The organism is Paraburkholderia sp. IMGN_8 (assembly GCF_038050405.1).
In the GTDB taxonomy this organism is placed as follows: Bacteria; Pseudomonadota; Gammaproteobacteria; order Burkholderiales; family Burkholderiaceae; genus Paraburkholderia.
In genome coordinates this window covers 449340-475509 of the sequence record NZ_CP150900.1, presented here as the reverse complement: position 1 = coordinate 475509, position 26170 = coordinate 449340, and the positions used below count along the sequence as shown (strand labels likewise).

The following is a 26170-nucleotide window of genomic DNA, read 5'->3' as shown; positions in this document are numbered from 1 at the left end:
TATCACAGTGCCCGGGCAAAATCGCCCCGAGCGATCCCACGCCAAGCAAAGCACAAGCGCACCATCATCCCATCATGAAACTGATCCCCGAAATCCAGGCCGCTCACGGCGAAATTCAGACCCTTCGACGAACAATTCATGCCCACCCAGAGCTTCGTTACGAAGAAACAGCAACGGCAGATCTGGTTGCCAAAACCCTTGAGGCATGGGGCATCGAAACGCACCGCGGGTTGGGCAAAACAGGCGTGGTGGGCGTATTGAAACGCGGCAACGGTTCGCGCGCGATTGGTCTGCGAGCTGACATGGACGCGCTGCCGATTCAGGAACTGAATAGCTTCGATCACCGCTCGCGTAACGACGGCAAAATGCACGCGTGCGGCCATGACGGGCACACGGCGATGCTGCTCGGCGCGGCGCAGCATCTGGCAAAGCATGGCAACTTCGACGGCACGATCGTCTTCATTTTCCAACCCGCCGAGGAAGGCGGCGCTGGCGCACAGGCGATGATCGACGATGGCCTGTTCACCAGGTTTCCAGTCGATGCGGTGTTCGGCATTCATAACTGGCCGGGCATGCCGGCGGGCCACTTCGGCGTGACCGAAGGCCCGATCATGGCATCGAGCAACGAATTTCGCATTGAAATCAAAGGCGTAGGATCGCACGCTGCGCTACCGCATAACGGCCGTGACCCGGTATTTACGGCTGTGCAAATTGCGAACGGTTTGCAAAGCATCATCACGCGCAACAAAAAGCCGCTCGACACCGCGGTACTGTCGATCACCCAGATTCACGCCGGCGACGCCCTCAATGTCATCCCGGACGACGCGTGGATTGCGGGCACGGTGCGAACTTTTACGACGGAAACGCTCGATTTGATCGAAGCGCGCATGCGCAAGATCGCCGAAAGTACCGCCGATGCCTATGATTGCTCCGTCGACATCCATTTCCATCGCAACTATCCGCCGACCATCAACAGTAGCGAAGAAACGCGCTTTGCGGCGGCGCTTATGAAGGAGATTGTCGGAGCGGAAAACGTAGACGACGCAGTTGAACCGACGATGGGCGCCGAGGATTTCTCCTTCATGCTGCTGGCGAAACCGGGCTGTTATGCATTTCTGGGCAATGGCGACGGCGGCCATCGGGATTCTGGCCACGGTGCCGGGCCGTGCATGCTGCATAACGCGAGCTACGACTTCAACGATGAGCTATTGCCGATTGGATCGACGTACTGGGTCAAGTTGGCTCAACGATTCTTGTCGCAAGAATAGGAGCAGTTGGGTGTGGGGCGACGACGTGTATATGCTTCGCTTCCTGCCGCGCTACCGATGCGGGGGTTACCTGGGGCGAGCGGGTTGACCGGTTTGACGGCCACGAGCTGATGGTTTTTTTCGCCGTAAACGCAGAAACCCCACCTTTTCGGGGTGGGGTTTCTGTTGCTGCAGGGGAGCCTGACGATTACCTACTTTCACACGGGAATCCGCACTATCATCGGCGTGGAGTCGTTTCACGGTCCTGTTCGGGATGGGAAGGGGTGGGACCGACTCGCTATGGTCATCAGGCATGACTTGTTGCCGTACTGCCCTGGGGCAATACCGCCAATCTGGAAGAAGTAGCTGAGAGGATGTCTCTCGGTAATGCGTTGGGCTGTGTTGTTTCCGGCACAACACTGATCTCAACCTGTGTGTTCTGGAGACCCTGCGCGTGGCGCAGGGTGGGGCATCCATAAGTGCCAAAGCACTAACGGCTGCCGACACACACCTGTTATAGGATCAAGCCTTACGGGCAATTAGTATCAGTTAGCTTAACGCATTACTGCGCTTCCACACCTGACCTATCAACGTCCTGGTCTTGAACGACCCTTCAAGGGGCTCGAAGCCCCGGGGATATCTCATCTTAAGGCGAGTTTCCCGCTTAGATGCTTTCAGCGGTTATCTCTTCCGAACATAGCTACCCGGCGATGCCACTGGCGTGACAACCGGTACACCAGAGGTTCGTCCACTCCGGTCCTCTCGTACTAGGAGCAGCCCCCTTCAAATATCCAGCGCCCACGGCAGATAGGGACCAAACTGTCTCACGACGTTTTAAACCCAGCTCACGTACCTCTTTAAATGGCGAACAGCCATACCCTTGGGACCGGCTACAGCCCCAGGATGAGATGAGCCGACATCGAGGTGCCAAACACCGCCGTCGATATGAACTCTTGGGCGGTATCAGCCTGTTATCCCCAGAGTACCTTTTATCCGTTGAGCGATGGCCCTTCCATACAGAACCACCGGATCACTATGACCTGCTTTCGCACCTGCTCGACTTGTCGGTCTCGCAGTTAAGCACGCTTATGCCATTGCACTATCAGCACGATTTCCGACCGTACCTAGCGTACCTTCGTACTCCTCCGTTACACTTTGGGAGGAGACCGCCCCAGTCAAACTGCCTACCATGCACTGTCCCCGACCCGGATCACGGGCCAAGGTTAGAACCTCAAACAAACCAGGGTGGTATTTCAAGGACGGCTCCACGCAGACTGGCGTCCACGCTTCACAGCCTCCCACCTATCCTACACAGACCGGTTCAAAGTCCAATGCAAAGCTACAGTAAAGGTTCATGGGGTCTTTCCGTCTAGCCGCGGGGAGATTGCATCATCACAAACACTTCAACTTCGCTGAGTCTCGGGAGGAGACAGTGTGGCCATCGTTACGCCATTCGTGCAGGTCGGAACTTACCCGACAAGGAATTTCGCTACCTTAGGACCGTTATAGTTACGGCCGCCGTTTACCGGGACTTCAATCAAGAGCTTGCACCCCATCATTTAATCTTCCGGCACCGGGCAGGCGTCACACCCTATACGTCCACTTTCGTGTTTGCAGAGTGCTGTGTTTTTATTAAACAGTCGCAGCCACCAGTTTATTGCAACCCCTTCACCCTTCTGGCGCAGGCCAGTCAAGCTACAGGGGCGTACCTTATCCCGAAGTTACGGTACCAATTTGCCGAGTTCCTTCTCCCGAGTTCTCTCAAGCGCCTTAGAATACTCATCTCGCCCACCTGTGTCGGTTTGCGGTACGGTCTTGTTAAACTGAAGCTTAGAGGCTTTTCTTGGAACCACTTCCAGTTGCTTCGTGACCTGGATCACTCGTCCCATGCCCTTGAATTGCGCGCCCGGATTTGCCAAAGCGCCTTCTCCAACACAGGAACCGGGACTTCCAACACCCGGACAACCTTCCGCGATCCGTCCCCCCATCGCATTTAACAATGGTGCAGGAATATTAACCTGCTTCCCATCAGCTACGCATTTCTGCCTCGCCTTAGGGGCCGACTCACCCTACGCCGATGAACGTTGCGTAGGAAACCTTGGGCTTACGGCGAGGGGGCCTTTCACCCCCTTTATCGCTACTCATGTCAGCATTCGCACTTCCGATACCTCCAGCGCACTTTTCAATGCACCTTCGCAGGCTTACGGAACGCTCTCCTACCATGCACATTACTGTGCATCCGCAGCTTCGGTATATTGCTTAGCCCCGTTACATCTTCCGCGCAGGACGACTCGATCAGTGAGCTATTACGCTTTCTTTAAAGGATGGCTGCTTCTAAGCCAACCTCCTGACTGTTTTAGCCTTCCCACTTCGTTTCCCACTTAGCAATATTTGGGGACCTTAGCTGGCGGTCTGGGTTGTTTCCCTCTTGACACCGGACGTTAGCACCCGATGTCTGTCTCCCGTGATTGCACTCTTCGGTATTCGGAGTTTGCTATGGCGTAGTAATCCTCAATGGACCCCACAACCATGACAGTGCTCTACCCCCGAAGGTGATACACGAGGCACTACCTAAATAGTTTTCGGAGAGAACCAGCTATTTCCAGGTTTGTTTAGCCTTTCACCCCTATCCACAGCTCATCCCCTAACTTTTCAACGTTAGTGGGTTCGGACCTCCAGTACGTGTTACCGCACCTTCATCCTGGCCATGGATAGATCACCTGGTTTCGGGTCTACACCCAGCGACTGAACGCCCTGTTCGGACTCGCTTTCGCTACGCCTGCCCTAATCGGTTAAGCTTGCCACTGAATGTAAGTCGCTGACCCATTATACAAAAGGTACGCCGTCACCCCTTGCGAGGCTCCGACTGTTTGTATGCATGCGGTTTCAGGATCTGTTTCACTCCCCTCCCGGGGTTCTTTTCGCCTTTCCCTCACGGTACTGGTTCACTATCGGTCGATCACGAGTATTTAGCCTTGGAGGATGGTCCCCCCATCTTCAGACAGGATTTCACGTGTCCCGCCCTACTTGTCGTACACCCAGTTCTTCCTCGCTGTTTTCGTCTACAGGGCTATCACCTGCTATGGCGGCACTTTCCAGAGCCTTCGACTAACAATGAAGATAAAGAGTACAGGCTGGTCCCATTTCGCTCGCCACTACTCTGGGAATCTCGGTTGATTTCTTTTCCTGCGGTTACTTAGATGTTTCAGTTCACCGCGTTCGCTTCGCATAGCCTATGTATTCAGCCATGGATACTCCATACGGAGTGGGTTTCCCCATTCGGATATCGGTGGATCAAAGCTCGTTTGCCAGCTCCCCACCGCTTTTCGCAGGCTACCGCGTCCTTCATCGCCTGTGATCGCCAAGGCATCCACCACATGCACTTGTTCGCTTGACCCTATAACGGGTGTGTCTCCGCCACGCTTGCGCATGACTTCATCACATCGTTACAGGTTGAGTATTCGTGTTGCGCCGTATTCCAAAGCAATCTTTCGATCACTTATAAAATACATTGATACAATCACAACCCTGATTCACCTACTCACACACCCATCTCTAAGTATGCTTTCGTGAATCTCTTTACTACTTCTTCCTGATTGTTAAAGAACGACAGCCGATATAAAGCTCTGCTTCATATCACTCTGACTGGCTCAATCGCCAATGCCTGTTTCACTACACCGCAAACATCTTTCAATGTTCACCGCAGTAAAACCGGCATTGAGGATTGGTGGAGGATGACGGGATCGAACCGACGACCCCCTGCTTGCAAAGCAGGTGCTCTCCCAGCTGAGCTAATCCCCCAGTCATACACAGATATCACTACCTGTACTCATACCCAGAGGTTTCAGTTGATCAGCCACCGCAGAAACAGTGGTGGGTCTGGATGGATTCGAACCATCGACCCCCGCCTTATCAAGACGGTGCTCTAACCGACTGAGCTACAGACCCCTGAGTCTGTCTTTTTCACAGCCGATAAGCGTGAGCGCTCAACGTTTGACACGTTAGCTCGAGAAAGGAGGTGATCCAGCCGCACCTTCCGATACGGCTACCTTGTTACGACTTCACCCCAGTCATGAATCCTACCGTGGTGACCGTCCTCCTTGCGGTTAGACTAGCCACTTCTGGTAAAACCCACTCCCATGGTGTGACGGGCGGTGTGTACAAGACCCGGGAACGTATTCACCGCGGCATGCTGATCCGCGATTACTAGCGATTCCAGCTTCACGCACTCGAGTTGCAGAGTGCGATCCGGACTACGATCGGTTTTCTGGGATTGGCTCCCCCTCGCGGGTTGGCGACCCTCTGTTCCGACCATTGTATGACGTGTGAAGCCCTACCCATAAGGGCCATGAGGACTTGACGTCATCCCCACCTTCCTCCGGTTTGTCACCGGCAGTCTCCCTGGAGTGCTCTTGCGTAGCAACTAGGGACAAGGGTTGCGCTCGTTGCGGGACTTAACCCAACATCTCACGACACGAGCTGACGACAGCCATGCAGCACCTGTGTTATGGCTCCCTTTCGGGCACTCCCACCTCTCGGCAGGATTCCATACATGTCAAGGGTAGGTAAGGTTTTTCGCGTTGCATCGAATTAATCCACATCATCCACCGCTTGTGCGGGTCCCCGTCAATTCCTTTGAGTTTTAATCTTGCGACCGTACTCCCCAGGCGGTCAACTTCACGCGTTAGCTACGTTACCAAGTCAATGAAGACCCGACAACTAGTTGACATCGTTTAGGGCGTGGACTACCAGGGTATCTAATCCTGTTTGCTCCCCACGCTTTCGTGCATGAGCGTCAGTATTGGCCCAGGGGGCTGCCTTCGCCATCGGTATTCCTCCACATCTCTACGCATTTCACTGCTACACGTGGAATTCTACCCCCCTCTGCCATACTCTAGCCCGCCAGTCACAAATGCAGTTCCCAGGTTAAGCCCGGGGATTTCACATCTGTCTTAGCGGACCGCCTGCGCACGCTTTACGCCCAGTAATTCCGATTAACGCTTGCACCCTACGTATTACCGCGGCTGCTGGCACGTAGTTAGCCGGTGCTTATTCTTCCGGTACCGTCATCCCCCCGGGGTATTAACCCAGAGGTTTTCTTTCCGGACAAAAGTGCTTTACAACCCGAAGGCCTTCTTCACACACGCGGCATTGCTGGATCAGGCTTGCGCCCATTGTCCAAAATTCCCCACTGCTGCCTCCCGTAGGAGTCTGGGCCGTGTCTCAGTCCCAGTGTGGCTGGTCGTCCTCTCAGACCAGCTACAGATCGTCGCCTTGGTAGGCCTTTACCCCACCAACTAGCTAATCTGCCATCGGCCGCCCCTGTAGCGGGAGGTCCGAAGATCCCCCCCTTTCCTCCGTAGAGCGTATGCGGTATTAATCCGGCTTTCGCCGGGCTATCCCCCACTACAGGACACGTTCCGATGTATTACTCACCCGTTCGCCACTCGCCACCAGGATTGCTCCCGTGCTGCCGTTCGACTTGCATGTGTAAGGCATGCCGCCAGCGTTCAATCTGAGCCAGGATCAAACTCTTCAGTTCAAACCTGTTACTGTTTTTCGGTTGTTTTACCAACCGGTCGCTCACTCAACGTACTGACGAATGATCCTCCTGCCGGCGTGAATCCACTCCAGCAGGAAAACCTTTCCTTGATACCAGTGTGAGACTTGATACTTTCGCTTGTCGACAGACCCCGAAGAATCCATCGTCGCGTCGCGCATCAAGCGCCCACACTTATCGGCTGTTAATTTTTAAAGATCGAGTGCGCATTCACCACCAAACCGCCACCGCGCGTCGTCAACCTCACAACCACCCGGCACCGCTTCGTTCTGCGTCGCTGCATCAGCAGCAGAGAAGCGAGATTATGGAGAACTTTCGCTACGTCGTCAACAGGTTTTTTTAACTTCCTGAACCTGCCCGACCTCTCGGAAACCCCCGCCATTGCTGGCTCTCCCGCCTCCCGCGCCCCGTTGTCCGAAGCGCGAAAGAGCGAGATTCTAGCGAGCCGGACCGCGGCTTGCAAGCGTTATTTTGACAAGCGTATTAACGGTGCTTGAAAACAGGCTTCCGCTTCTCCACGAACGCGGCCATTCCCTCTTTCTGATCCTCAGTCGCGAACAGGGAGTGGAACATGCGGCGCTCGAAATGCACGCCTTCCGCCAGCGTTGTTTCATATGCGCGATTCACCGACTCCTTCACCATCATCACCGCAGGCAAAGGAAACTCTGCGATGGTCGCGGCCGCAGCGATTGCCTCATCAATTAAGGACGCAGCCGGAATCACGCGCGAGACCAATCCAGCGCGCTCGGCTTCAGCCGCATCCATGAAACGGGCGGTCAGGCAGAGGTCCATTGCTTTCGCCTTCGAGACGGCTCGCGGCAGACGTTGCGTGCCGCCGGCGCCCGGCATGATGCCGAGCTTGATTTCCGGCTGGCCGAACTTCGCGGTGTCAGCGGCAAAAATGATGTCGCACATCATCGCCAGCTCGCAGCCGCCGCCAAGCGCGAAGCCGGCCACCGCGGCGATGATCGGCTTGCGGATAGAGCGCACCGCTTCCCAGTTGCGAGTGATGTAGTCGCCTTTATAGACATCCATATAGGAATAGGTTGCCATCATGCCGATGTCGGCGCCGGCGGCGAACGCTTTCTCGCTGCCCGTCACTACGATTGCACCGATCGCTTCATCAGCGTCGAACTCACGTAGTGCAGCACCCAATTCGTCCATCAGCGCATCGTTCAAAGCGTTCAACGCCTTCGGGCGATTCAGCGTGACCAACCCGACCCGCCCCCGCGTCTCAACCAGAATGTTCTCGTAAGCCATGCCACCTCCTAGTGTGAATGGCGCGCGAAAACGCTTCGCGCGGCCGTCTTAATAATGCTAACATTCCCCAACCAACCGGTCGGTCAATTATTCGACAGGCTTTTCCCAACGTACAGCCAAGCCCCTCTGCCATGACACATCCGCTATTCACCAAACACGAAGACACGCTGCAAAAGGCACTCACCGCGGCTGAAACGCGCGGCTACTGGAGCCCATTCGTCGAGATGCCCAGTCCGAAAGTGTACGGGGAAACAGCTAACGCCGACGGCGAAGCCGCGTTCAAAACACACCTGAACAAGACCTTCGAACTTGACCAGCCGTCGACCGGCGAAACCGTCGGGGCTGAAGTCTCGCCGTTTGGGTTTGCGCTTGGCGTCTGCTATCCGAAAACCGATCCCGACGCGCTGATCGCAGCCGCCGGTGCCGCACAGCGCGAATGGCGCGCCGCCGGCCCTCAGGCATGGATCGGCGTGTGCCTCGAGATCCTCGCCCGCGTGAATCGCGCCAGCTTCGAAATTGGCTACAGCGTGATGCACACAACCGGCCAGGCATTCATGATGGCTTTCCAGGCCGGCGGCCCGCATGCACAGGACCGCGCGCTCGAAGCCGTCGTATATGCATGGGACCAATTGCGCCGTATCCCCGCGGACGCCCACTGGGAAAAGCCGCAGGGCAAAAATCCGCCGCTTGCAATGCACAAGCGCTATACCGTTGTGCCACGCGGCACTGGCCTTGTGCTCGGTTGCTGCACTTTCCCGACATGGAACGGCTACCCCGGCCTGTTCGCCGATCTGGCCACCGGCAACACGGTCATCGTCAAACCGCATCCGGGCGCAATCCTGCCGCTCGCACTGACCGTGCGAATCGCGCGCGACGTGCTGCGCGAAGCCGGTTTCGATCCGAACGTCGTCACCCTGCTGGCGACCGAACCGAACGATGGCCCGCTCGTCCAGGATTTGGCCTTGCGCCCGGAAATCAAGCTGATCGACTTCACGGGCAGCACGCAAAACGGCACCTGGCTCGAGCGCAATGCGCATCAGGCGCAGGTCTACACCGAAAAAGCCGGCGTCAACCAGATCGTGATCGACTCGGTCGACGACATCAAAGCCGCCGCCCGCAATATCGCGTTCTCGCTCGCGCTGTACTCGGGCCAGATGTGTACTGCACCACAAAACATCTATGTGCCGCGCGACGGCATCCGCACCGCTGACGGCGCACTCGGTTTCGACGAAGTCGCTCAAGCCATTGCCGGCGCCGTGCAAAAACTGGTTGCCGACCCAGCCCGTGCCGTGGAACTGCTCGGCGCTATTCAGAACGACGGCGTAACCCAACGTATCGACGAAGCGAGCAAGCTCGGCCGCGTTCTCGTAGCGAGCCAGTCGCTCGAGCACCCTGCTTTTGCCGGCGCACGCGTGCGCACACCACTCGTGCTCCAACTGGATGCCGCCACGGACCAGGCACAGTTCACCAAGGAATGGTTCGGCCCGATCTCGTTCGTAATCGCGACGGACTCGACAGCGCAGTCGCTCGATCTCGCCGGCGCGATTGCCGCCGAACACGGCGCGCTGACGCTGTCGGTCTACAGCACGGACGAAGCTGTGCTCGACGAGGCTCATGAAGCGTCGATTCGCGGCGGCGTGGCACTGTCGATCAACTTGACGGGTGGCGTATTCGTCAATCAATCGGCGGCCTTCTCCGACTTCCACGGCACGGGTGCGAATCCGGCAGCAAACGCCGCGCTAGCCGACGCCGCATTCGTCGCGAACCGCTTCCGCGTAGTTCAGAGCCGCGTTCATGTTGAACCGAAAGCGGCACCCGCGGTAGCTAGCTGAACGGCGTAAGACAAAAGCGCGGCTGTCGTCCTATGCCGTTTGGCCGAATGGACCGCACCGTGCCCCCCAACTAACATGAGACATCGGATTGACATTTCGCGCCGATCCGTCCCAGCAGGAACTTCACATGAACGACGCCTTCATTTGCGACGCGATTCGCACCCCTATCGGCCGCTACGGCGGCGCCCTGAAGGATGTCCGCGCCGATGATCTCGGTGCGGTACCGATCAAGGCGCTGATCGAACGCAATCCAGGGGTGGACTGGCTCGCGCTGGACGACGTGATCTATGACTGCGCCAATCAGGCCGGTGAAGACAATCGCAACGTTGCCCGTATGTCGGCATTGCTGGCTGGTTTGCCGACCAACGCGCCCGGCGCGACCATCAACCGCCTGTGCGGCTCGGGCATGGACGCGGTCGGCACTGCAGCGCGCGCCATCAAGGCGGGCGAAGCGCGTCTGATGATCGCGGGCGGCGTCGAAAGCATGACGCGCGCGCCGTTCGTGATGGGCAAGGCCGGTAGCGCGTTTTCGCGGCAAGCTGAAATTCACGACACGACCATCGGCTGGCGCTTTATCAATCCGCTGATGAAGCGCCAATACGGCGTCGATTCGATGCCGGAGACCGCGGAAAACGTCGCCGTCGAATTCAGCATAAGCCGCGCGGATCAGGATGCCTTTGCGCTATCGAGCCAGCAAAAGGCGGCTCGCGCGCAGCGCGACGGCACGCTGGCTCAGGAAATCGTCGGCGTCGAAATCGCGCAGAAGAAAGGCGACCCCGTGCGCGTAACGCTTGACGAACACCCGCGCGAGACTTCGCTCGAAAGCCTCGGCAAGCTCAAAGGCGTGGTCCGCGCCGACGGCAGCGTGACCGCCGGCAACGCATCGGGCGTGAACGACGGCGCCTGCGCGCTGTTGCTCGCGAATCAGGAGGCTGCCGATCAATACGGACTGCGTCGCCGCGCACGCGTGGTGGGCATGGCAACGGCGGGGGTCGAGCCGCGCATCATGGGCATCGGCCCGGCGCCGGCCACGCAAAAGCTGCTGAAGCAACTGGGCATGTCGCTCGACCAATTCGACGTGATCGAACTGAACGAGGCCTTCGCATCGCAAGGACTTGCAGTTCTACGCACGCTTGGGCTGCGCGACGACGATCCACGGGTCAATCCGAACGGCGGAGCGATTGCACTCGGCCATCCGCTTGGCGCGTCGGGCGCCCGTTTGATTACCACAGCGCTGTATCAGCTGGAACGAACCAACGGCCGCTTTGCGCTTTGCACGATGTGCATCGGCGTCGGCCAAGGCATCGCATTGGTGATCGAGCGGCTCTGACATCGAGCCGCCGCGACCACCGGTCAAAGAGACTTTGAGGAGACACCCAATGTCATATGAAGCGATTCGCGTCGACGTCGACGCCTCGAGCCACGTAGCGACCATCACGCTAAACCGCCCGGACAAGCTCAACAGCTTTACGCGCGCGATGCATCAGGAACTGACTGTCGCGCTCGGCCAGGTCGAAACATCCGGCGCACGCGCACTCGTGCTGACCGGCGCGGGGCGCGGCTTCTGCGCCGGGCAGGATCTCGCGGATCTCGACTTCACGCCGGGCGCGATGACCGATCTCGGCGAGCTGATCGACGAGCATTTCAATCCGCTGATTCGCCGGCTGCAGGCGCTGCCGTTGCCGGTGATCGCAGCGGTCAACGGCACGGCTGCCGGCGCCGGCGCCAATCTCGCGCTGGCTTGCGATCTCGTGCTTGCCGCTCGCTCGGCCAGCTTCATTCAGGCGTTCGTGAAGATTGGTCTCGTGCCGGACTCGGGCGGCACGTGGTTTCTACCGCAGCGTGTAGGCATGGCGCGCGCCTTGGGCCTCGCCATCACCGGCGACAAACTGAGCGCGGAGAAGGCCGAAAGCTGGGGGCTGATCTGGCAGACGGTCGATGACGCGGAGCTCGCCGCCGCCGCGGCCAGGCTAGCGGCCCAACTCGCACAGCAGCCCACGCGCGCCATCGCCGCGATCAAGCAGGCCATGCGTGCGGGTGCAACACAAACCCTCGACCAGCAGCTCGATCTCGAACGCGATTTGCAGCGCGAACTCGGTGCGTCGCACGATTATGCCGAAGGAGTGCAAGCGTTCGTGGAAAAGCGTGCGCCGCGCTTCGAGGGGCGCTGACATGTCCACACAACCGAACCGCCCCGCCCACATGACGCCGGACGAACTCGCCCGCGCGACCGCTGCTGCGATGTACGAAAACGACACGTGCAGCCGTGCGCTCGGACTAGAAGTGGAGGAAGTACGCGCAGGATATGCGCGCTTGCGCATGGCCGTGCGCGACGACTTCCTCAACGGCCATCAGATCTGCCATGGCGGCCTGATTTTCACACTCGCTGATTCCACGTTCGCCTTCGCCTGCAACACGTACAACATCAACACAGTCGCGGCGGGCTGCTCGATTGAGTTTCTACGGCCGGTACACGGCGGCGACGTGCTGACGGCTGAAGCCATCGAGCAAACGCTGAGCGGCCGCACCGGCATTTACGATATTCGCGTGACGAATCGCGCTCAGGAAACCGTGGCGATGTTTCGCGGCAAATCGGCGCGAATCAAAGGCCACCTGATTCCTACGGGTGACTGAACGGCACATTAATCGCGCATGCATAACAGCCCGCCGACCAGCCCCGATTTTCACACCCGATCGCGCACCGCTCACCAGACTCAAGCATTGAAGCAGCAAGGAGACATTCGATGACTACCGCCCTCCCACTCGATCCTATCGAGACAGCCAGCCGTGACGAACTTGCTGCGCTTCAGCTCGAACGGCTCAAATGGTCGCTGAACCACGCTTACGAAAATTCGCCAGTCTATCGGCGCAAATTCGATGAAGCTGGCGTTCATCCGAGCGACGTGAAGACCCTCGCCGACCTGTCGCGCTTCCCCTTCACAACCAAGAAGGATCTGCGCGACAACTACCCTTTCGGCATGTTCGCAGTGCCGCAGGAACAGATATCGCGGATTCACGCATCGTCGGGAACGACGGGCAAGCCGACGGTGGTCGGCTACACCGCGCGCGATATCGACACGTGGGCGAATCTCGTGGCGCGTTCGATCCGTGCCGCCGGCGCGAAGCGTGGCGACAAGGTACACGTGAGCTACGGCTATGGCCTGTTCACGGGCGGCCTCGGCGCGCACTACGGTGCTGAGCGCGCGGGCTTGACAGTGATCCCGTTCGGCGGCGGCCAGACTGAAAAGCAGGTGCAACTGATCCAGGATTTCCGCCCGGACATCATCATGGTGACACCGAGCTACATGTTGTCGATCGCCGATGAACTCGAGCGGCAAGGCGTCGATCCGGCCAGCTGCTCGCTGCGCATCGGCATCTTCGGCGCGGAGCCGTGGACCAACGACATGCGGCATGCAATCGAAAAACGCATGGGTATCGACGCGGTCGATATCTACGGTTTATCCGAAGTAATGGGACCTGGCGTGGCATCGGAGTGTGTCGAGACCAAAGACGGCCCGACCATCTGGGAAGATCATTTCTATCCCGAGATCATCGATCCCGAAACCGGCGAGGTGTTGTCGGACGGTGAACTCGGCGAACTGGTGTTCACATCGTTGACCAAGGAAGCACTGCCCATCGTCCGTTACCGGACGCGCGATCTGACGCGCCTCTTGCCGGGCAGCGCCCGCACCATGCGCCGGATGGAAAAGATCACCGGCCGCTCGGACGACATGATGATCGTACGCGGCGTCAACGTGTTCCCCACGCAGATCGAAGAATTGCTGCTCAAGCAGCACGCCCTTGCGCCTCACTATCAAATCGTGCTGACGAAGGAGGGTCCGCTCGATGTATTGACGCTGAACGTCGAGCCCTGCCCGGAAACAGCGCCGGATACAGCCGCGCTGCACACGGCAAAACAAGCGCTGACCTATGACATCAAGGCGCTGATCGGCGTCAGCGCGGTAGTCAATGTGCTGGCTGTGAACGGGATCGAGCGTTCGGTGGGCAAGGCGCGACGAGTCGTGGACAAGCGCAAGTCCGGGCCTTGAACCGGCGGACGGCCGCTGGTGAGTGAAAGCAGAAGGCAACCGCAACCGCAACACACCAGAGTAAAAGATCGGGCAAGGGCGGCATTTCCAATCAGGACAATGCCGCCCGCGCGCCGCCAATCCCTCAGGAGTTCGGCAGCAGCAACCACATCCGGCCACCCTGCTTCATCTTGCCGGCCAGATCGCCCGCGTCGTCGCCGAGGCCCCAGAAGTAATCGGCGCGCACGCCGCCTTTGATCGCGGAACCCGTGTCCTGCGCAAATACGAGGCGATTCATCGGCGAGTTCGTCAACGGACGCGTGGTCTGCAAAAACACCGGCGTACCGAGCGGAATCGAAGACGGGTCAACGGCAATCGACCGTTCCGGCGTCAGTGGCACGCCCAACGCACCGATCGGACCGTCGGCGCCACCACTCGGTACGCTCTCGCCGGACGGCATTTCGCGGAAGAACACGAAACGCGGATTCGTGTCGAGCAGCGCGTCGACCCGTGCCGGATTAGCACGAGCCCATGCCTTGATGCCCTGCATGGTCGCCTGCGCCGGCGTGAGTTCGCCGCGATCGAGCAGCCAGCGTCCGATCGACTTGTACGGCTGATTGTTCGTGCCGCCAAAGCCGACCCGCATCACGCTGCCGTCTTCCATCACGACGCGCCCGGACCCTTGCACTTGCAGGAAGAACGCTTCGATCGGATCGTCGACCCACACCAGTTCATTCCCGTTTAGCACGCCCGCGCGCTCGAGTTGCGCACGCGCCGGCAGCGGCGCGCCGGCGCGATAACCGGACGGCCAGCGATACAGCGCAATCTGGTACACGCCGTGCCGCGTGCGCGAACCGCGCAGCAACGGCTCGTAGTAACCGGTGACGAGACCGTCGAGCGTGCCGTCGTTGTTGGCTAGCTGGAAAGGCGTGAAATAGGCCTCGAAAAATGCACGCGCGCTGGTGACGTCGAGGTCGTCGATCTGCGCGGCCGCCGCACATGCGCGCGCCCAGTTCGGTTGTCGCGCCAGCCTCAGACAGTTTTGCCGTAACGCGGCCGTTGCGCCGATCAGCGAGTCGTCCTGCCAGCCCGGCACTTGCTGCCAGGCCACTGCTGTGAGCCGCGCCGGGGCAATCTGTCCGGGTATGATCGCGGCGCCTGTGGGTGGCGAAACTGAAGGCCGGACTGCACCGCCGCCGCCGCAGGAAGCCAGCATGACAGCAACCGAAAGCGCCCCGAGCCATGCCCCGGCCGTGCGGACAAAACGCATACAATGTTCGTTCTTGATGGAAACCGCCATGTCTGATCTGTTCGACGAATACCCGATGCTCATCTTCGCGCTGGAATCGCTCCTCGCGCTCTTCCTGCTCGTCTTTATCGTTGTGTGGACGTCGTCCGGCAAGAAAAAAGCCGCGCGCGCCAACAGTAGTGAACAGCAAAAGCAGCAAAAACCGCAGTAACGCTGCACAGTAAAGCTCTTTAAAGACCGCGGGCCGCGCCCTCGGTTCAATGCAACGTGCGTGGCATGCGCAGGATGAACTCGGGCACGGGTGCGTCGAAGCGTTCACCGTCCTCAGCCACACAGAAATACTCGCCGCGCATCGTGCCAACGGGTGTGGCGATCACCGCCCAACTTGTATATTCGAACTGCTCGCCGGGTTTGAGCAGCGGCTGATGGCCGACCACGCCAAGACCTTTCACTTCCTGCACGTTCTTGTCGCTATCGGTGATCACCCAGTGGCGCGCAATCAGTTGCGCAGGCACCTGGCCGCTGTTACGGATAGTCAGCGTGTATGCAAACGCATACTGGCGGCGCTCCGGGTCCGACTCTTCGGGCAGATACTGCACCTGCGCCGAGACGCTGAATTCGTACTGGCTCATCCTGATTCCGGTCTAGTGAAACGGGGGCGGGAAAATCGCGGGGAGGCCCGAACGCCAATGGTTTGCGGGCACATAGGCGAAGCGGCGCTTATGGTTTGGCATTCTGCTTGATGCGCGGCACGCCCGCAACCGGACAAATCCCTTCGGCCAAGGGGTTTTAGGGTGTTTTGTCACGTGCGGCACGCCATTCGAAACCCACATCGAAGCGCCCGCGAGCCAGTTCGCAACCGCGCAAACCGGTAAAATGGCGTTTTCCCGCCTGCCTCCGCCCCTGCCATGACGCAATTCCGCATCGCTCCCAGCATCCTTTCCGCCGATTTTTCGCGCCTCGGCGAAGAAGTCCGTAACGTTGTCGCCGCCGGCGCCGACTGGATTCACTTCGACGTAATGGACAACCACTATGTGCCGAATCTGACGATCGGCCCGCTCGTCTGCGAAGCGATCCGCCCGCACGTGGACGTGCCGATCGACGTGCATCTGATGGTGCGCCCGGTCGACCGCATCGTGCCGGATTTCGCCAAGGCCGGCGCCAACCTGATCAGCTTCCATCCCGAAGGCTCGGACCATATCGACCGCACGCTGTCGCTGATTCGCGACCACGGCTGCAAGGCCGGTCTCGTGTTCAATCCGGCTACGTCGCTGAATTATCTGGATCACGTGATGGACAAGCTCGACCTGGTGCTGATCATGTCGGTGAACCCGGGCTTCGGCGGTCAATCGTTCATTCCCGAGGCGCTCAACAAGCTACGCGAGGCACGCAAGCGGATCGACGCGTACAAGGAAAAGACCGGCCGCGAGATTCATCTCGAAGTGGACGGCGGCGTGAAGGTCGACAACATCGCCGAAATCGCGGCGGCTGGCGCGGACACGTTCGTGGCCGGCTCGGCGATCTTCGGCGCGCCGGATCACAAGGCCGTGATCGACAAGATGCGTAGCGCGCTCGCCAACATCCAGCACTGAGATCGAATACTGAGCATGACGTCTGCATTCCCTGCCCCGACTTTCACCGGTCCGCGCCTGCAAGCCGCGCTCATCGATCTCGACGGCACGATGATCGACACCGCCGACGATTTCACCGCCGGCCTGAACGGCATGCTCGCGCAACTCGACGCGACAGAGACTTCGCGCGAGGAAGTGGTCGGCTATGTCGGCAAGGGTTCGGAGCATCTGATCCGCAGCGTGCTGGCGCCACGCTTCGAAACGGCCCATGCGCAGGACCGTTTCGACGAGGCGCTTGCGATCTATCAGGCGGAGTACGCGAAGATCAATGGCTTGCACACGCGGCTGTATCCCGACGTCGAAGCCGGCCTGATCGCCATGCGCGATGCCGGCCTCAAGCTCGCCTGCGTCACCAACAAACCGCATCGTTTCGCGGTTGAATTGCTCCAGCAGTACGGGCTCAACCAGTATTTCAACGTCGTGCTCGGCGGCGACAGCCTGCCGAAAAAGAAACCGGATCCGTTGCCGATGCTCACCGCCGCGGCACAGTTAGGTGTCGAGCCGCAAGCCACGGTAGCCATCGGCGATTCGGAAAACGACGCGCTGGCGGGCCGCGCCGCGGGCATGGCGACGCTGACGGTGCCTTACGGCTACAACCACGGCCAAGCTATACAAACAATAAAATCCGATGGTATAGTTGCCTCGCTGCTCGATGCCGCGAAGGCTATCGCAGCGCACCAATCCACGACTTGAAAAGTCCCTTCATCCTCATGTTTCTGAATAAAAAACGGAGTCTGATTAGCATCGACCGGGGAGCCTGGCCCTGGCGTCGCTGGTCGCGCTAACCTCGCCTGAGGTACGCTGAAGCTCGTCTTCGGCAACCGTTTTTTACTTCGCTGCGCTCACGCGTTTTTTCCATCACCTTGTTTCGCTGTATCGGTTGATTCGGCCTTCGTGTACCCGCAAAGTACCGCTATGTGCTGAAACCCGTTGCATGCGTCGATGGGAAACTCGCGCCGGTCGGTATGATCGTGTCGAAACGTCGAACGAACGCCTGACCGGCCGCGCAACGCCCCGCTTTGTCCGACGCACGCCGCCGCCGGACGTACGAACAGGATCGGAACATGACCGAACTCGAATTCCAGTCCCTCGCCAACGAGGGTTTCAACCGCATTCCGCTGATCGCCGAGGCGCTCGCCGACCTCGAAACGCCGCTCTCGCTCTACCTGAAGCTCGCGCAAAGCGAACGCAACGGCGCCAACTCGTTCCTGCTGGAATCGGTGGTGGGCGGCGAACGCTTCGGCCGCTATTCGTTCATCGGCCTGCCGGCGCGCACGCTGCTGCGCACCCGCAACGGCGTGTCGGAAGTGGTGCGGGACGGCAAGATCGTCGAAACGCACGAAGGCGATCCACTCGAGTTCATCCAGCAATTCCAGAGCCGCTTCAAAGTCGCGCAACGCCCGGGCTTGCCGCGTTTCGCGGGCGGGCTCGCTGGTTACTTCGGCTATGACGCAGTGCGCTACATCGAAAAAAAGCTCGCTCACACCGCGCCGAAAGACGATCTGAACCTGCCCGATATCCAGTTGCTGCTGACCGAAGAAGTCGCCGTGATCGATAACCTCGCGGGCAAGCTCTATCTGGTGGTCTACGCCGATCCGACGCAGCCCGAGGCCTACACAAAGGCCAAACAACGTCTGCGTGAATTGCGTCAGCGTTTGCGCACGACCGTGCAGCCGCCGGTCACGTCGGCCAGCGTGCGCACCGAGACCTACCGCGAATTCGCGAAAGACGACTATCTGGCCGCCGTGCGCAAGGCGAAGGAATACATCGCCGCCGGCGAATTGATGCAGGTTCAGGTCGGCCAGCGTCTGACCAAGCCGTATCGCGACAATCCGTTGTCGCTGTATCGCGCGCTGCGCTCGCTGAATCCGTCGCCGTATATGTATTACTACAACTTCGGCGACTTCCACGTGGTCGGTGCGTCGCCGGAAATCCTGGTGCGCCAGGAAAAGCGCGGCGAAGACCGCATCGTGACGATCCGCCCGCTCGCCGGCACGCGGCCGCGCGGCAATACGCCGGAACGCGATGCGGAACTCGCCACCGAACTGCTGAACGATCCGAAGGAAATCGCCGAGCACGTGATGCTCATCGACCTCGCGCGTAACGACGTCGGCCGTATTTCGCAGATCGGCTCGGTGACCGTCACCGATCAGATGGTGATCGAAAAGTACTCGCACGTGCAGCACATCGTGAGTTCGGTCGAAGGCAAGCTGAAGCCCGGCACCACCAATTTCGACGTGCTGCGCGCCACCTTCCCGGCCGGCACGCTGTCCGGCGCGCCGAAGGTCCGCGCAATGGAGTTGATCGACGAACTGGAACCCGTGAAGCGCGGTTTGTATGGCGGCGCGGTCGGCTATCTGTCGTTCACGGGCGAAATGGACATGGCCATCACAATTCGCACCGGCGTGATCCATAACGGCAATCTGTATGTGCAGGCGGCAGCGGGTGTGGTCGCGGATTCGGTGCCGGAATCCGAATGGCAAGAGACCGAGAACAAGGCGCGTGCGGTATTGCGCGCCGCCGAGCAAGTGCAAGACGGCCTCGATAGCGACTTCTGACCGGAGACAGACCATGCTGCTAATGATCGACAACTACGACTCGTTCACCTACAACCTGGTGCAGTACTTCGGCGAACTCGGCGAAGACGTGCGCACCTATCGGAACGACGAAATCACGCTGGACGAAATCGCCAGGCTCAACCCCGAGCGCATCTGCCTGTCGCCTGGCCCGAGCAACCCGCAACACGCGGGCATTACGCTGGACGTACTGCGCGAATTCGCCGGCAAGATGCCGATTCTCGGCGTCTGCCTCGGCCATCAGGCGATCGGTGAAGCGTTCGGCGGCCGCGTGGTGCGTGCGCAAACCATCATGCACGGCAAGGTGAGCACTATCGAAACCGACTGCAAAGGCGTATTCGCCGACCTGCCGAAGCATTTCGTCGTAACTCGCTACCACTCGCTCGCGATCGAACGCGAATCGCTGCCCGACTGCCTCGAAGTGTCCGCATGGACCGAGGACGGCGAAATCATGGGCGTGCGTCACAAGGAACTGGCTGTAGAAGGCGTGCAGTTCCATCCGGAGTCGATCCTGTCCGAACACGGCCACGCGCTGCTCGAGAATTTCTTGAAGCAGTCGAAGGCCGCCGCAACACCACGCAACGCTTGATGAAGAGAGACGACATCATGACGATTACGCCCCAGGAAGCGTTGCAGCGCACGATCGAGCACCGCGAAATTTTCCACGACGAAATGCTGCACCTGATGCGCCTCATCATGCGCGGCGAACTGTCGCCCGTGATGGCGGCGGCGATCATCACCGGCTTACGCGTCAAAAAAGAGACCATCGGCGAAATCACCGCTGCCGCCACGGTGATGCGTGAATTTGCCCGGCACGTCGAGGTGCAGGACAACTCGAACTTCGTCGATATTGTCGGCACCGGCGGCGACGGTTCGCACACCTTCAACATTTCCACGGCGACGATGTTCGTCTCCGCCGCAGCCGGCGCGAAGGTTGCGAAGCACGGCAATCGCGGCGTGTCGAGCAAGTCCGGCAGCGCGGACGTGCTCGAAGCGCTCGGTGTGAATATCGACCTGCAGCCGGAACAGGTGGCGGCGTCGATTGCGGAAACCGGCATGGGTTTCATGTTCGCGCCGAACCATCATCCGGCCATGAAGAACATCGCGCCGGTGCGCCGCGAACTCGGCGTGCGGACCATCTTCAACATTCTCGGGCCGCTGACCAATCCGGCCGGCGCGCCGAATCAGCTGATGGGCGTATTCCACGCCGACCTCGTCGGCATTCAGGTGCGCGTGATGCAGCGCCTCGGCGCGAAACACGTGCTGGTGGTGTACGGTATGGACGGCATGGATGAAGTCTCGCTCGGCGCAGCCACGCAAGTCGGCGAACTGCGCGACGGCGAGGTGCACGAGTACGAGATCCATCCGGAAGACTTCGGCATGCAGATGGTGTCGAACCGCACGCTGAAAGTGGCCGACGCGGCCGAATCCAAAGTCATGCTGCTCGAAGCGCTCGACAACAAACCTGGCGTCGCGCGCGAAATCGTCACGCTGAATGCGGGCACGGCGCTGTATTCGGCGAACGTGGCGGCATCGATTGCGGACGGCATCCAATTGGCGCGGGAAGCGATCGCGAGCGGCAAAGCACGCGCGAAGGTCGACGAACTGATCCGCTTCACCCAGCAATTCAAGCAGTAACTACGTAGCGAGACACTCATGAGCGACATCCTCGACCGCATCATCGCGGTCAAACGCGAAGAAGTCCGCGCGGCCGAACAGAGCGCGCCGCTTGAAGAACTGCGCCTCGAGGCGTCGTCGCGCGATATCCGCGATTTCGTCGGCGCATTGCGCGCGAAACACGCAGCAGGTCTTGCCGCCGTGATCGCCGAGGTGAAAAAGGCGAGCCCATCCAAAGGCGTGCTGCGCGAGCATTTCGTGCCGGCGGATATCGCCCGCTCGTATGAAAAACACGGCGCAGCCTGTCTCTCCGTTCTCACCGACGTGCAGTTCTTCCAGGGCAGCGTCGCGTATCTCGAACAAGCGCGCGCCGCCTGCAGCCTGCCGGTGCTGCGTAAAGACTTCATCGTCGATCCGTATCAGATCGTCGAAGCCCGCGCGATGGGCGCCGACGCGATCCTGCTGATCGCCGCCGCGCTCGACACCTCGGAAATGCAGGACCTCGAAGCGCTCGCGCATTCGCTGGGTCTCGCGGTGCTGGTCGAAGTGCACGACGGCAACGAATTGGCTGAAGCGCTCACGCTGAAGACGCCGCTGATCGGCATCAACAACCGTAATCTGCGCACGTTCGAGACGTCGATCGACACGACCATCGGCATGCTCGACTCGATCCCGGACGACCGGATCGTCGTCACCGAGTCGGGTCTCCTGTCACGCGGCGATGTCGAACGGTTGCGGGCGCTGAACGTGCATACGTTCCTCGTCGGCGAGGCGTTCATGCGCGCAGAAGAGCCGGGGGCAGAACTGGCGCGGATGTTTTTCTGAACGCAGCTTCAACACGCAGCATGTAGCGGAACAAATCATGGGCATGGAACGTGAAATCAAGCTGGCGCTGCCGGCTGCGCAGGTGACAGCGGCGACGCAATGGTTCGTCGCGCGCACCGGCGACGAGGGCTGCCCGATCAAACTGGCAAATATTTACTTCGATACGCCCAAACTGGCTTTAGCGAGTGCAAAGAGCGCGCTGCGCCTGCGGCACACGCCGGACGGCTGGCTGCAAACCTTCAAGACGGTGGGCAATGCGAAGAATGGTTTGCACAGCCGGCATGAATGGGAAATGCCGGTGGCCGGTGAAAAACTGGAGATCGACGCTTTACTGCACGCGTGCGACGAACCCGCTGCTGCTGAGGCTTTGCGTCAGGCAGCGCCGGAGTTGATCGAACTGTTCCGCACGAATTTCACGCGCACGCTCTGGCATATCGAACTGGACGGCTCCGAAGTCGAAGCCGCGATCGACCAAGGCGACGTGCTCGCCGAAGTGAACGGCGAAACCCGCCGCGCGCCGATCTCGGAAGTCGAACTCGAACTGAAATCCGGTGACGAAGGCGCGCTCAACACGCTTGCGAGCGAACTCGGCAAACGGGTCGCCGGCCTTGCGCCGGACAACATCAGCAAGGCACAACGCGGGTATCAGTTGCGGGCAGCCTGAGCGGTGGTGACATGCGCGACGACGCGGCGCGCTTGTCGGCCCGGCTGCAGTTCGGGTCTCCGCCTTACACGCCAACCACGCGCCGCCGCGTGACACCCGCTCCGCCCGCTTCCCGTCAGACTGCCCTATGCGCCCCAACGCCGCGCAGCAGACGCATCTTGAGCAACGGCGCGTTTGCTGCGACACTTGCCCGCCATGACCTCAGCTTCCCGCAACCGCTCCAATCCGTCGCAAGCCTCGTTGTTCGGCGACGCCACCGCCACGCCCGTCAACGCAACGGCAATGCAGATGCAATCAGCCAGCACCGATGCCCCGCCAACGCTAGAAGCCCAGTTCGCCGCGCTGCCACCCGCATGGCGCGAGCATCTCCGCCCGTTCACCGAAAGCGACGCCTACGCGCCGCTGTGCCGCTTCGTCGACGGTAAGCGCGCGGCCGGCAAAACCGTCTACCCCGCCGACGTATTTCGCGCGCTGCGCCTGACCAGTCCCGACGAAGTAAAAGTCGTGATCCTCGGCCAGGACCCGTACCACGGCGAAGACCGCGGCACGCCGCAAGCCCACGGACTCGCGTTTTCCGTGCCGCCGGCCGTGCGTCCGCCGCCGTCGCTGCGCAACATCTTCAAGGAAATCGCCGCGAGCCTCGGTTACGAGCCGCCGCGTCACGGCTGCCTCGACGCGTGGGCCAGGCAAGGCGTACTGCTGCTGAACACGGTGCTGACGGTCGAGCGCAATTCGGCCGCGAGTCATGCGAAACGCGGCTGGGAGAAATGCACGGACACCTTGATTCACGAACTGGCGATGCGCCACGACAGCCTCGTCTTCATGCTGTGGGGCGCGCACGCGCAAGCGAAGCGCGCGCTGCTCGGTGGCAAGTCGCATTACGTGCTGGAAGCGCCGCATCCGTCGCCGCTGTCAGCGCATCGCGGCTTCCTCGGGTGCGGGCATTTTGCGTCGGCCAACGAGTATCTCGCCAGCCACGGCCGCCAACCGATCGATTGGCGCTTGCCCGACGAAGCGCAAATGCTCGCGTAAAGCCGCGTTCGTCAGCGCTGAAGCAAAAACAAAAACGCCACGGAACTCACATTCCGTGGCGTTTTTTCATTCACCGCTATGAAACTGACGCGGCAGAGCAATCCTTACGCAGCAGCGATCGCTTCGCGCGCGCTCGCCAGCGCTGCACCAGCTGCGTCCGGGCCCATGTTCAGGCCTTCGGCGTAGATGAAGTTCACGTCGGTCATGCCGAGGAAGCTGAGGAAGCTCTTCAGGTACGGGGTTTGGCTGTCGTTCGGGGTGCCCACATACTTGCCGCCGCGTGCCGACACCACGTAAACCTTCTTGCCCTTCACGAGACCTTCCGGACCGTTCGCCGTGTACTGGAACGTGATGCCAGCGCGTGCGATGAAGTCGAAGTACGTCTTCAGCTGCGACGAAATGCCGAAGTTGTACATCGGTGCGCCAATCACGACGATGTCGGCGGCTTGCAGTTCGGCGATCAGCGCTTCGCTGCGTGCAGAAATCGCGGCTTGTTCCGGCGTGCGTTGGTCGGCCGGCGTGAAGAACGCGCCGAGGACGGCGTCGTCCAGATGCGGCAGCGGTTCAGCTTGCAGGTTACGGACGACGACTTGCGCGCCCGGATTCGATTGTTGCAGCTTGGCGGTCAGCTCGTTGACGAGCAACGTCGAGTTCGCGCCTTGCGAGCGGGCTGCCGAGTTGATTTGCAGGATCGTGGTCATGGTTGACTCCAGTAGGGGCGCGCAGTGTTGCGCGAGTGGAGCCATTGTGTTTTTTTACCGGCCCGGGAAAAAGCCATCCGGCAGCGACGGATTGTTGCATGGATAGAACAATCCGCCGCCCTGAACCGTCAATTTGCGACGGCCAGGATTACGATCAGCTTGCCAGCCAGCGGTCACGCGACTTGCGCGCGGCGGGCCGCTTGTCGCTCACGGTGAGCTTGTAACGCGCCACCTCAGGCCCGTCCAGTTTGACTTGCGCGGTGCGCAGCTCGTCGCGGCGGAACGCGTGGACCTCAACTTTCGCGCCCGGCAGATAGCGCGACAGCAGCGTGTCAAGATTCGAGCCGGTCACGCGCAGGCCGTCGATCGCGATCAGCACGTCGCCCGCCGACAGCCCGGCTTTTTGCGCCGCGCTGCCGTCGTGGACCGCCGTCAACGTGCAATCCGCGCCGCCGCGCACGCGCGCGCCGAGCGAAGGCTTGCCGTTCTTGTCCAGGTCGGGTGCGAGCGTGACGCCGAACGGCGCCAGCAGCGTGTCGAGCGGCAGGTCGCGCGTGCCGTGCACGGCGTCGGCGAACAGTTCACCCAGGTGCGCGCCGGTCGCTTCCGCGAAAATCGCCTCGATCTCACTTTCTTCGACACCGACTGGCTTGCCGCGATAGAAGTCCCGCCCGAAGCGTTGCCACAGCAGACGCATCACGTCATCGAGCGATTTGCGGTTATTGGTTTGCGCGCGAATCGTCAGATCGAACGCCAGCGCGACAAGCGAGCCCTTGGTGTAATAGCTGACGATCGCGTTCGGTGCGTTTTCGTCCTGCCGGTAATATTTGACCCACGCGTCGAACGCGCTCTCGGCGACCGTCTGCTTCTGGCGGCCGCTGCCGCGCAGGACGCCGCCGATCACCTTGCCGACCATGCCGAGATAGTCTTCCTGCGAAATGACGCCGCTGCGCACCAGAATCAGGTCGTCGTAATACGACGTGAAGCCTTCGAACAGCCACAGCAGCGACGTGTAGTTCTCGCGGGTCAGGTCGTACGGCGCAAACACGGCCGGCTTGATGCGCTTCACATTCCACGTGTGAAAATATTCGTGGCTGCACAGGCCGAGGTAGGTTCGGTAGCCTTCGGTGAGCGCTTCGCGGCCTTCCACCGGAAGATCGCCGCGGCTGCAGATCAGCGCCGTCGAGGCGCGATGCTCCAGGCCGCCGTAACCGTCGGCAACAGCCTGCGTCATGAACACATAGCGCTCGACCGGCGCTTTCTTCGACTTCGGCTCGAACAACGCGATCTGCGCTTCGCAGATGCGCTTCAGGTCGGCGGACAGCCGCGCCATGTCGAGCCCGACCACCCGCCCGGCGATCACGATGTCGTGCGGCACGCCGTGCGCCTTGAACGTCGCCAGCGCGAATTCACCCAACGTAACAGGATGATCGATCAGCTCGTCGTAGTTCTGCGCGCGGTACTCGCCGAAACCGTAGCGCTTGGTGCCGCGCACTTCCGGCAACGCGGTCGCGACCCGCCAGTTGCGATACGCCGCGCCCTCCGGCTTCTGAATATCGACCACGCACTGCGCTTCCTCGTGACCGAGCGGCGACAGAAACACGCTGGTGCCGTTGAAAAAGCCGGTCGTGTCGTCCAGATGTGCCGCGCGCACCGACAGATCCCATGCATACACCTCATAGCGCAGCGTCAGCGCGCCTTTGGCCGGCGCAGCCTGCCACGTCTGCTTGTCCGTCTTCTCGATGCGCACTTTGCGGCCCGCGTCGTTGAAGGCACGCAGCGTGACGATGTTGCGCGCGAATTCACGCACCATGTAGCTGCCCGGAATCCACACCGGCAGCGTGAAACGCTGGCCGGCCGGATCGGGATCGGCGACGGTCACGGTGACTTCGAACAGATGGGCGGCGGGTTGCTTGGCAACGATGGTGTAGCGGATCGGCTTCATCGG

General features: G+C 60.4%; 20 protein-coding genes, 2 tRNA genes and 3 rRNA genes. 15 read left to right on the top strand and 10 right to left on the bottom strand.

All coding sequences use genetic code 11. From position 1 onward, the window contains the following. Window positions 1-74 precede the first annotated feature (74 nt). The gene (locus WN982_RS02375) at window positions 75-1268 is read left to right on the top strand and encodes a M20 aminoacylase family protein (RefSeq protein WP_341314208.1); all 1194 of its coding nucleotides are present in this window, start codon (window positions 75-77) and stop codon (window positions 1266-1268) included. Window positions 1269-1446: 178 nt separating this feature from the next. Here the strand turns inward: WN982_RS02375 and rrf are convergent. The 6 genes from rrf to WN982_RS02345 all read right to left on the bottom strand — a co-directional run bounded on the left by rrf (window position 1447) and on the right by WN982_RS02345 (window position 8067). Next, window positions 1447-1559: ribosomal RNA gene (gene rrf / locus WN982_RS02370) — 5S ribosomal RNA — on the bottom strand. 206 nt (window positions 1560-1765) lie between these two features. Further along, window positions 1766-4644 (bottom strand): 23S ribosomal RNA (locus WN982_RS02365). 328 nt (window positions 4645-4972) lie between these two features. Further along, window positions 4973-5048: transfer RNA gene (locus WN982_RS02360), tRNA-Ala, on the bottom strand. Between the two features lie 70 nt (window positions 5049-5118). Continuing rightward, window positions 5119-5195 (bottom strand) — tRNA-Ile (locus WN982_RS02355). A gap of 63 nt (window positions 5196-5258) precedes the next feature. Further along, a 16S ribosomal RNA gene (locus WN982_RS02350) occupies window positions 5259-6789 on the bottom strand. Together the 16S, 23S and 5S rRNA genes with 2 tRNA genes alongside form the textbook arrangement of a ribosomal RNA operon. Before the next feature lie 501 nt (window positions 6790-7290). Continuing rightward, window positions 7291-8067, bottom strand: a complete 777-nt coding sequence (locus WN982_RS02345) for an enoyl-CoA hydratase (RefSeq protein ID WP_341314207.1) — start codon at window positions 8065-8067, stop codon at window positions 7291-7293. Window positions 8068-8198: 131 nt separating this feature from the next. Here WN982_RS02345 and paaN point away from each other — a divergent pair, with 131 nt between their 5' ends. The 5 genes from paaN to paaK all read left to right on the top strand — a co-directional run bounded on the left by paaN (window position 8199) and on the right by paaK (window position 13948). Beyond that, the gene (gene paaN / locus WN982_RS02340; RefSeq protein ID WP_341314206.1) at window positions 8199-9899 is read left to right on the top strand and encodes a phenylacetic acid degradation protein PaaN; all 1701 of its coding nucleotides are present in this window, start codon (window positions 8199-8201) and stop codon (window positions 9897-9899) included. Between the two features lie 127 nt (window positions 9900-10026). Then, window positions 10027-11229: a 3-oxoadipyl-CoA thiolase gene (gene pcaF / locus WN982_RS02335; protein WP_341314205.1), complete on the top strand. Its 1203-nt coding sequence runs from the start codon at window positions 10027-10029 to the stop codon at window positions 11227-11229. A 49-nt stretch (window positions 11230-11278) separates the two neighbouring features. Next, complete coding sequence (gene paaG, locus WN982_RS02330; protein WP_341314204.1) at window positions 11279-12070, top strand: 2-(1,2-epoxy-1,2-dihydrophenyl)acetyl-CoA isomerase PaaG; 792 nt, start codon at window positions 11279-11281, stop codon at window positions 12068-12070. A 1-nt stretch (window position 12071) separates the two neighbouring features. Further along, window positions 12072-12533 (top strand): hydroxyphenylacetyl-CoA thioesterase PaaI, encoded by a 462-nt coding sequence (gene paaI, locus WN982_RS02325; RefSeq protein ID WP_341314203.1) that lies wholly within the window; start codon window positions 12072-12074, stop codon window positions 12531-12533. A gap of 110 nt (window positions 12534-12643) precedes the next feature. Then, window positions 12644-13948, top strand: coding sequence for a phenylacetate--CoA ligase PaaK (gene paaK, locus WN982_RS02320; protein WP_341314202.1), 1305 nt, complete (start codon window positions 12644-12646; stop codon window positions 13946-13948). A 124-nt stretch (window positions 13949-14072) separates the two neighbouring features. Here paaK and WN982_RS02315 read toward each other — a convergent pair whose 3' ends face one another. Next, window positions 14073-15197, bottom strand: a complete 1125-nt coding sequence (locus tag WN982_RS02315) for an MltA domain-containing protein (protein WP_341314201.1) — start codon at window positions 15195-15197, stop codon at window positions 14073-14075. On the opposite strand from WN982_RS02315, the gene WN982_RS02310 reads away from it, so the two are divergent. Continuing rightward, the gene (locus WN982_RS02310) at window positions 15142-15387 is read left to right on the top strand and encodes a hypothetical protein (protein WP_341315872.1); all 246 of its coding nucleotides are present in this window, start codon (window positions 15142-15144) and stop codon (window positions 15385-15387) included. The two genes, WN982_RS02315 and WN982_RS02310, sit on opposite strands and share 56 nt — an antisense overlap. A gap of 46 nt (window positions 15388-15433) precedes the next feature. Here WN982_RS02310 and apaG read toward each other — a convergent pair whose 3' ends face one another. After that, entirely contained in the window at window positions 15434-15808 is a 375-nt protein-coding gene (apaG, locus tag WN982_RS02305) for a Co2+/Mg2+ efflux protein ApaG (protein WP_341314200.1), read from the bottom strand. Between the two features lie 276 nt (window positions 15809-16084). Between apaG and rpe the strand changes: the two genes are divergently transcribed. From rpe to WN982_RS02265, 8 genes are all read left to right on the top strand, one after another. After that, window positions 16085-16768 (top strand): ribulose-phosphate 3-epimerase, encoded by a 684-nt coding sequence (gene rpe, locus WN982_RS02300; RefSeq protein WP_341314199.1) that lies wholly within the window; start codon window positions 16085-16087, stop codon window positions 16766-16768. Between the two features lie 15 nt (window positions 16769-16783). After that, a complete protein-coding gene (locus WN982_RS02295) occupies window positions 16784-17500 on the top strand; it encodes a phosphoglycolate phosphatase (protein WP_341314198.1) in 717 nt (238 codons plus the stop codon). A 371-nt stretch (window positions 17501-17871) separates the two neighbouring features. Continuing rightward, window positions 17872-19365: an anthranilate synthase component I gene (trpE, locus tag WN982_RS02290; RefSeq protein ID WP_341314197.1), complete on the top strand. Its 1494-nt coding sequence runs from the start codon at window positions 17872-17874 to the stop codon at window positions 19363-19365. A 13-nt stretch (window positions 19366-19378) separates the two neighbouring features. Then, the gene (locus WN982_RS02285; protein WP_341314196.1) at window positions 19379-19972 is read left to right on the top strand and encodes an aminodeoxychorismate/anthranilate synthase component II; all 594 of its coding nucleotides are present in this window, start codon (window positions 19379-19381) and stop codon (window positions 19970-19972) included. A 17-nt stretch (window positions 19973-19989) separates the two neighbouring features. Continuing rightward, complete coding sequence (gene trpD, locus WN982_RS02280; protein ID WP_341315698.1) at window positions 19990-21021, top strand: anthranilate phosphoribosyltransferase; 1032 nt, start codon at window positions 19990-19992, stop codon at window positions 21019-21021. Between the two features lie 18 nt (window positions 21022-21039). Beyond that, the gene (trpC, locus tag WN982_RS02275) at window positions 21040-21825 is read left to right on the top strand and encodes an indole-3-glycerol phosphate synthase TrpC (RefSeq protein ID WP_341314195.1); all 786 of its coding nucleotides are present in this window, start codon (window positions 21040-21042) and stop codon (window positions 21823-21825) included. Window positions 21826-21862: 37 nt separating this feature from the next. Beyond that, window positions 21863-22489, top strand: a complete 627-nt coding sequence (locus WN982_RS02270; RefSeq protein ID WP_341314194.1) for a CYTH domain-containing protein — start codon at window positions 21863-21865, stop codon at window positions 22487-22489. A 195-nt stretch (window positions 22490-22684) separates the two neighbouring features. Further along, window positions 22685-23521: a uracil-DNA glycosylase gene (locus tag WN982_RS02265; protein ID WP_341314193.1), complete on the top strand. Its 837-nt coding sequence runs from the start codon at window positions 22685-22687 to the stop codon at window positions 23519-23521. A 104-nt stretch (window positions 23522-23625) separates the two neighbouring features. Here the strand turns inward: WN982_RS02265 and WN982_RS02260 are convergent, their stop codons facing one another. Further along, window positions 23626-24222 (bottom strand): NAD(P)H-dependent oxidoreductase, encoded by a 597-nt coding sequence (locus tag WN982_RS02260; protein ID WP_341314192.1) that lies wholly within the window; start codon window positions 24220-24222, stop codon window positions 23626-23628. A 154-nt stretch (window positions 24223-24376) separates the two neighbouring features. Further along, window positions 24377-26167 (bottom strand): PDZ domain-containing protein, encoded by a 1791-nt coding sequence (locus WN982_RS02255; RefSeq protein WP_341314191.1) that lies wholly within the window; start codon window positions 26165-26167, stop codon window positions 24377-24379. Between the last annotated feature and the right edge of the window lie 3 nt (window positions 26168-26170).

Bases quoted from the DNA above. Each gene is read 5' to 3' on its own strand.
- trpE (WP_341314197.1), top strand. From the start codon at position 17,872: ATGACCGAACTCGAATTCCAGTCCCTCGCCAACGAGGGTTTCAACCGC.
- WN982_RS02285 (WP_341314196.1), top strand. From the start codon at position 19,379: ATGCTGCTAATGATCGACAACTACGACTCGTTCACCTACAACCTGGTG.
- WN982_RS02345 (WP_341314207.1), bottom strand. From the start codon at position 8,067: ATGGCTTACGAGAACATTCTGGTTGAGACGCGGGGGCGGGTCGGGTTG.
- paaN (WP_341314206.1), top strand. From the start codon at position 8,199: ATGACACATCCGCTATTCACCAAACACGAAGACACGCTGCAAAAGGCA.
- WN982_RS02260 (WP_341314192.1), bottom strand. From the start codon at position 24,222: ATGACCACGATCCTGCAAATCAACTCGGCAGCCCGCTCGCAAGGCGCG.
- WN982_RS02310 (WP_341315872.1), top strand. From the start codon at position 15,142: ATGACAGCAACCGAAAGCGCCCCGAGCCATGCCCCGGCCGTGCGGACA.
- WN982_RS02265 (WP_341314193.1), top strand. From the start codon at position 22,685: ATGACCTCAGCTTCCCGCAACCGCTCCAATCCGTCGCAAGCCTCGTTG.
- paaK (WP_341314202.1), top strand. From the start codon at position 12,644: ATGACTACCGCCCTCCCACTCGATCCTATCGAGACAGCCAGCCGTGAC.
- trpD (WP_341315698.1), top strand. From the start codon at position 19,990: ATGACGATTACGCCCCAGGAAGCGTTGCAGCGCACGATCGAGCACCGC.
- paaI (WP_341314203.1), top strand. From the start codon at position 12,072: ATGTCCACACAACCGAACCGCCCCGCCCACATGACGCCGGACGAACTC.
- WN982_RS02270 (WP_341314194.1), top strand. From the start codon at position 21,863: ATGGGCATGGAACGTGAAATCAAGCTGGCGCTGCCGGCTGCGCAGGTG.
- WN982_RS02255 (WP_341314191.1), bottom strand. From the start codon at position 26,167: ATGAAGCCGATCCGCTACACCATCGTTGCCAAGCAACCCGCCGCCCAT.
- pcaF (WP_341314205.1), top strand. From the start codon at position 10,027: ATGAACGACGCCTTCATTTGCGACGCGATTCGCACCCCTATCGGCCGC.
- trpC (WP_341314195.1), top strand. From the start codon at position 21,040: ATGAGCGACATCCTCGACCGCATCATCGCGGTCAAACGCGAAGAAGTC.
- apaG (WP_341314200.1), bottom strand. From the start codon at position 15,808: ATGAGCCAGTACGAATTCAGCGTCTCGGCGCAGGTGCAGTATCTGCCC.
- paaG (WP_341314204.1), top strand. From the start codon at position 11,279: ATGTCATATGAAGCGATTCGCGTCGACGTCGACGCCTCGAGCCACGTA.
- rpe (WP_341314199.1), top strand. From the start codon at position 16,085: ATGACGCAATTCCGCATCGCTCCCAGCATCCTTTCCGCCGATTTTTCG.
- WN982_RS02315 (WP_341314201.1), bottom strand. From the start codon at position 15,197: ATGCGTTTTGTCCGCACGGCCGGGGCATGGCTCGGGGCGCTTTCGGTT.
- WN982_RS02375 (WP_341314208.1), top strand. From the start codon at position 75: ATGAAACTGATCCCCGAAATCCAGGCCGCTCACGGCGAAATTCAGACC.
- WN982_RS02295 (WP_341314198.1), top strand. From the start codon at position 16,784: ATGACGTCTGCATTCCCTGCCCCGACTTTCACCGGTCCGCGCCTGCAA.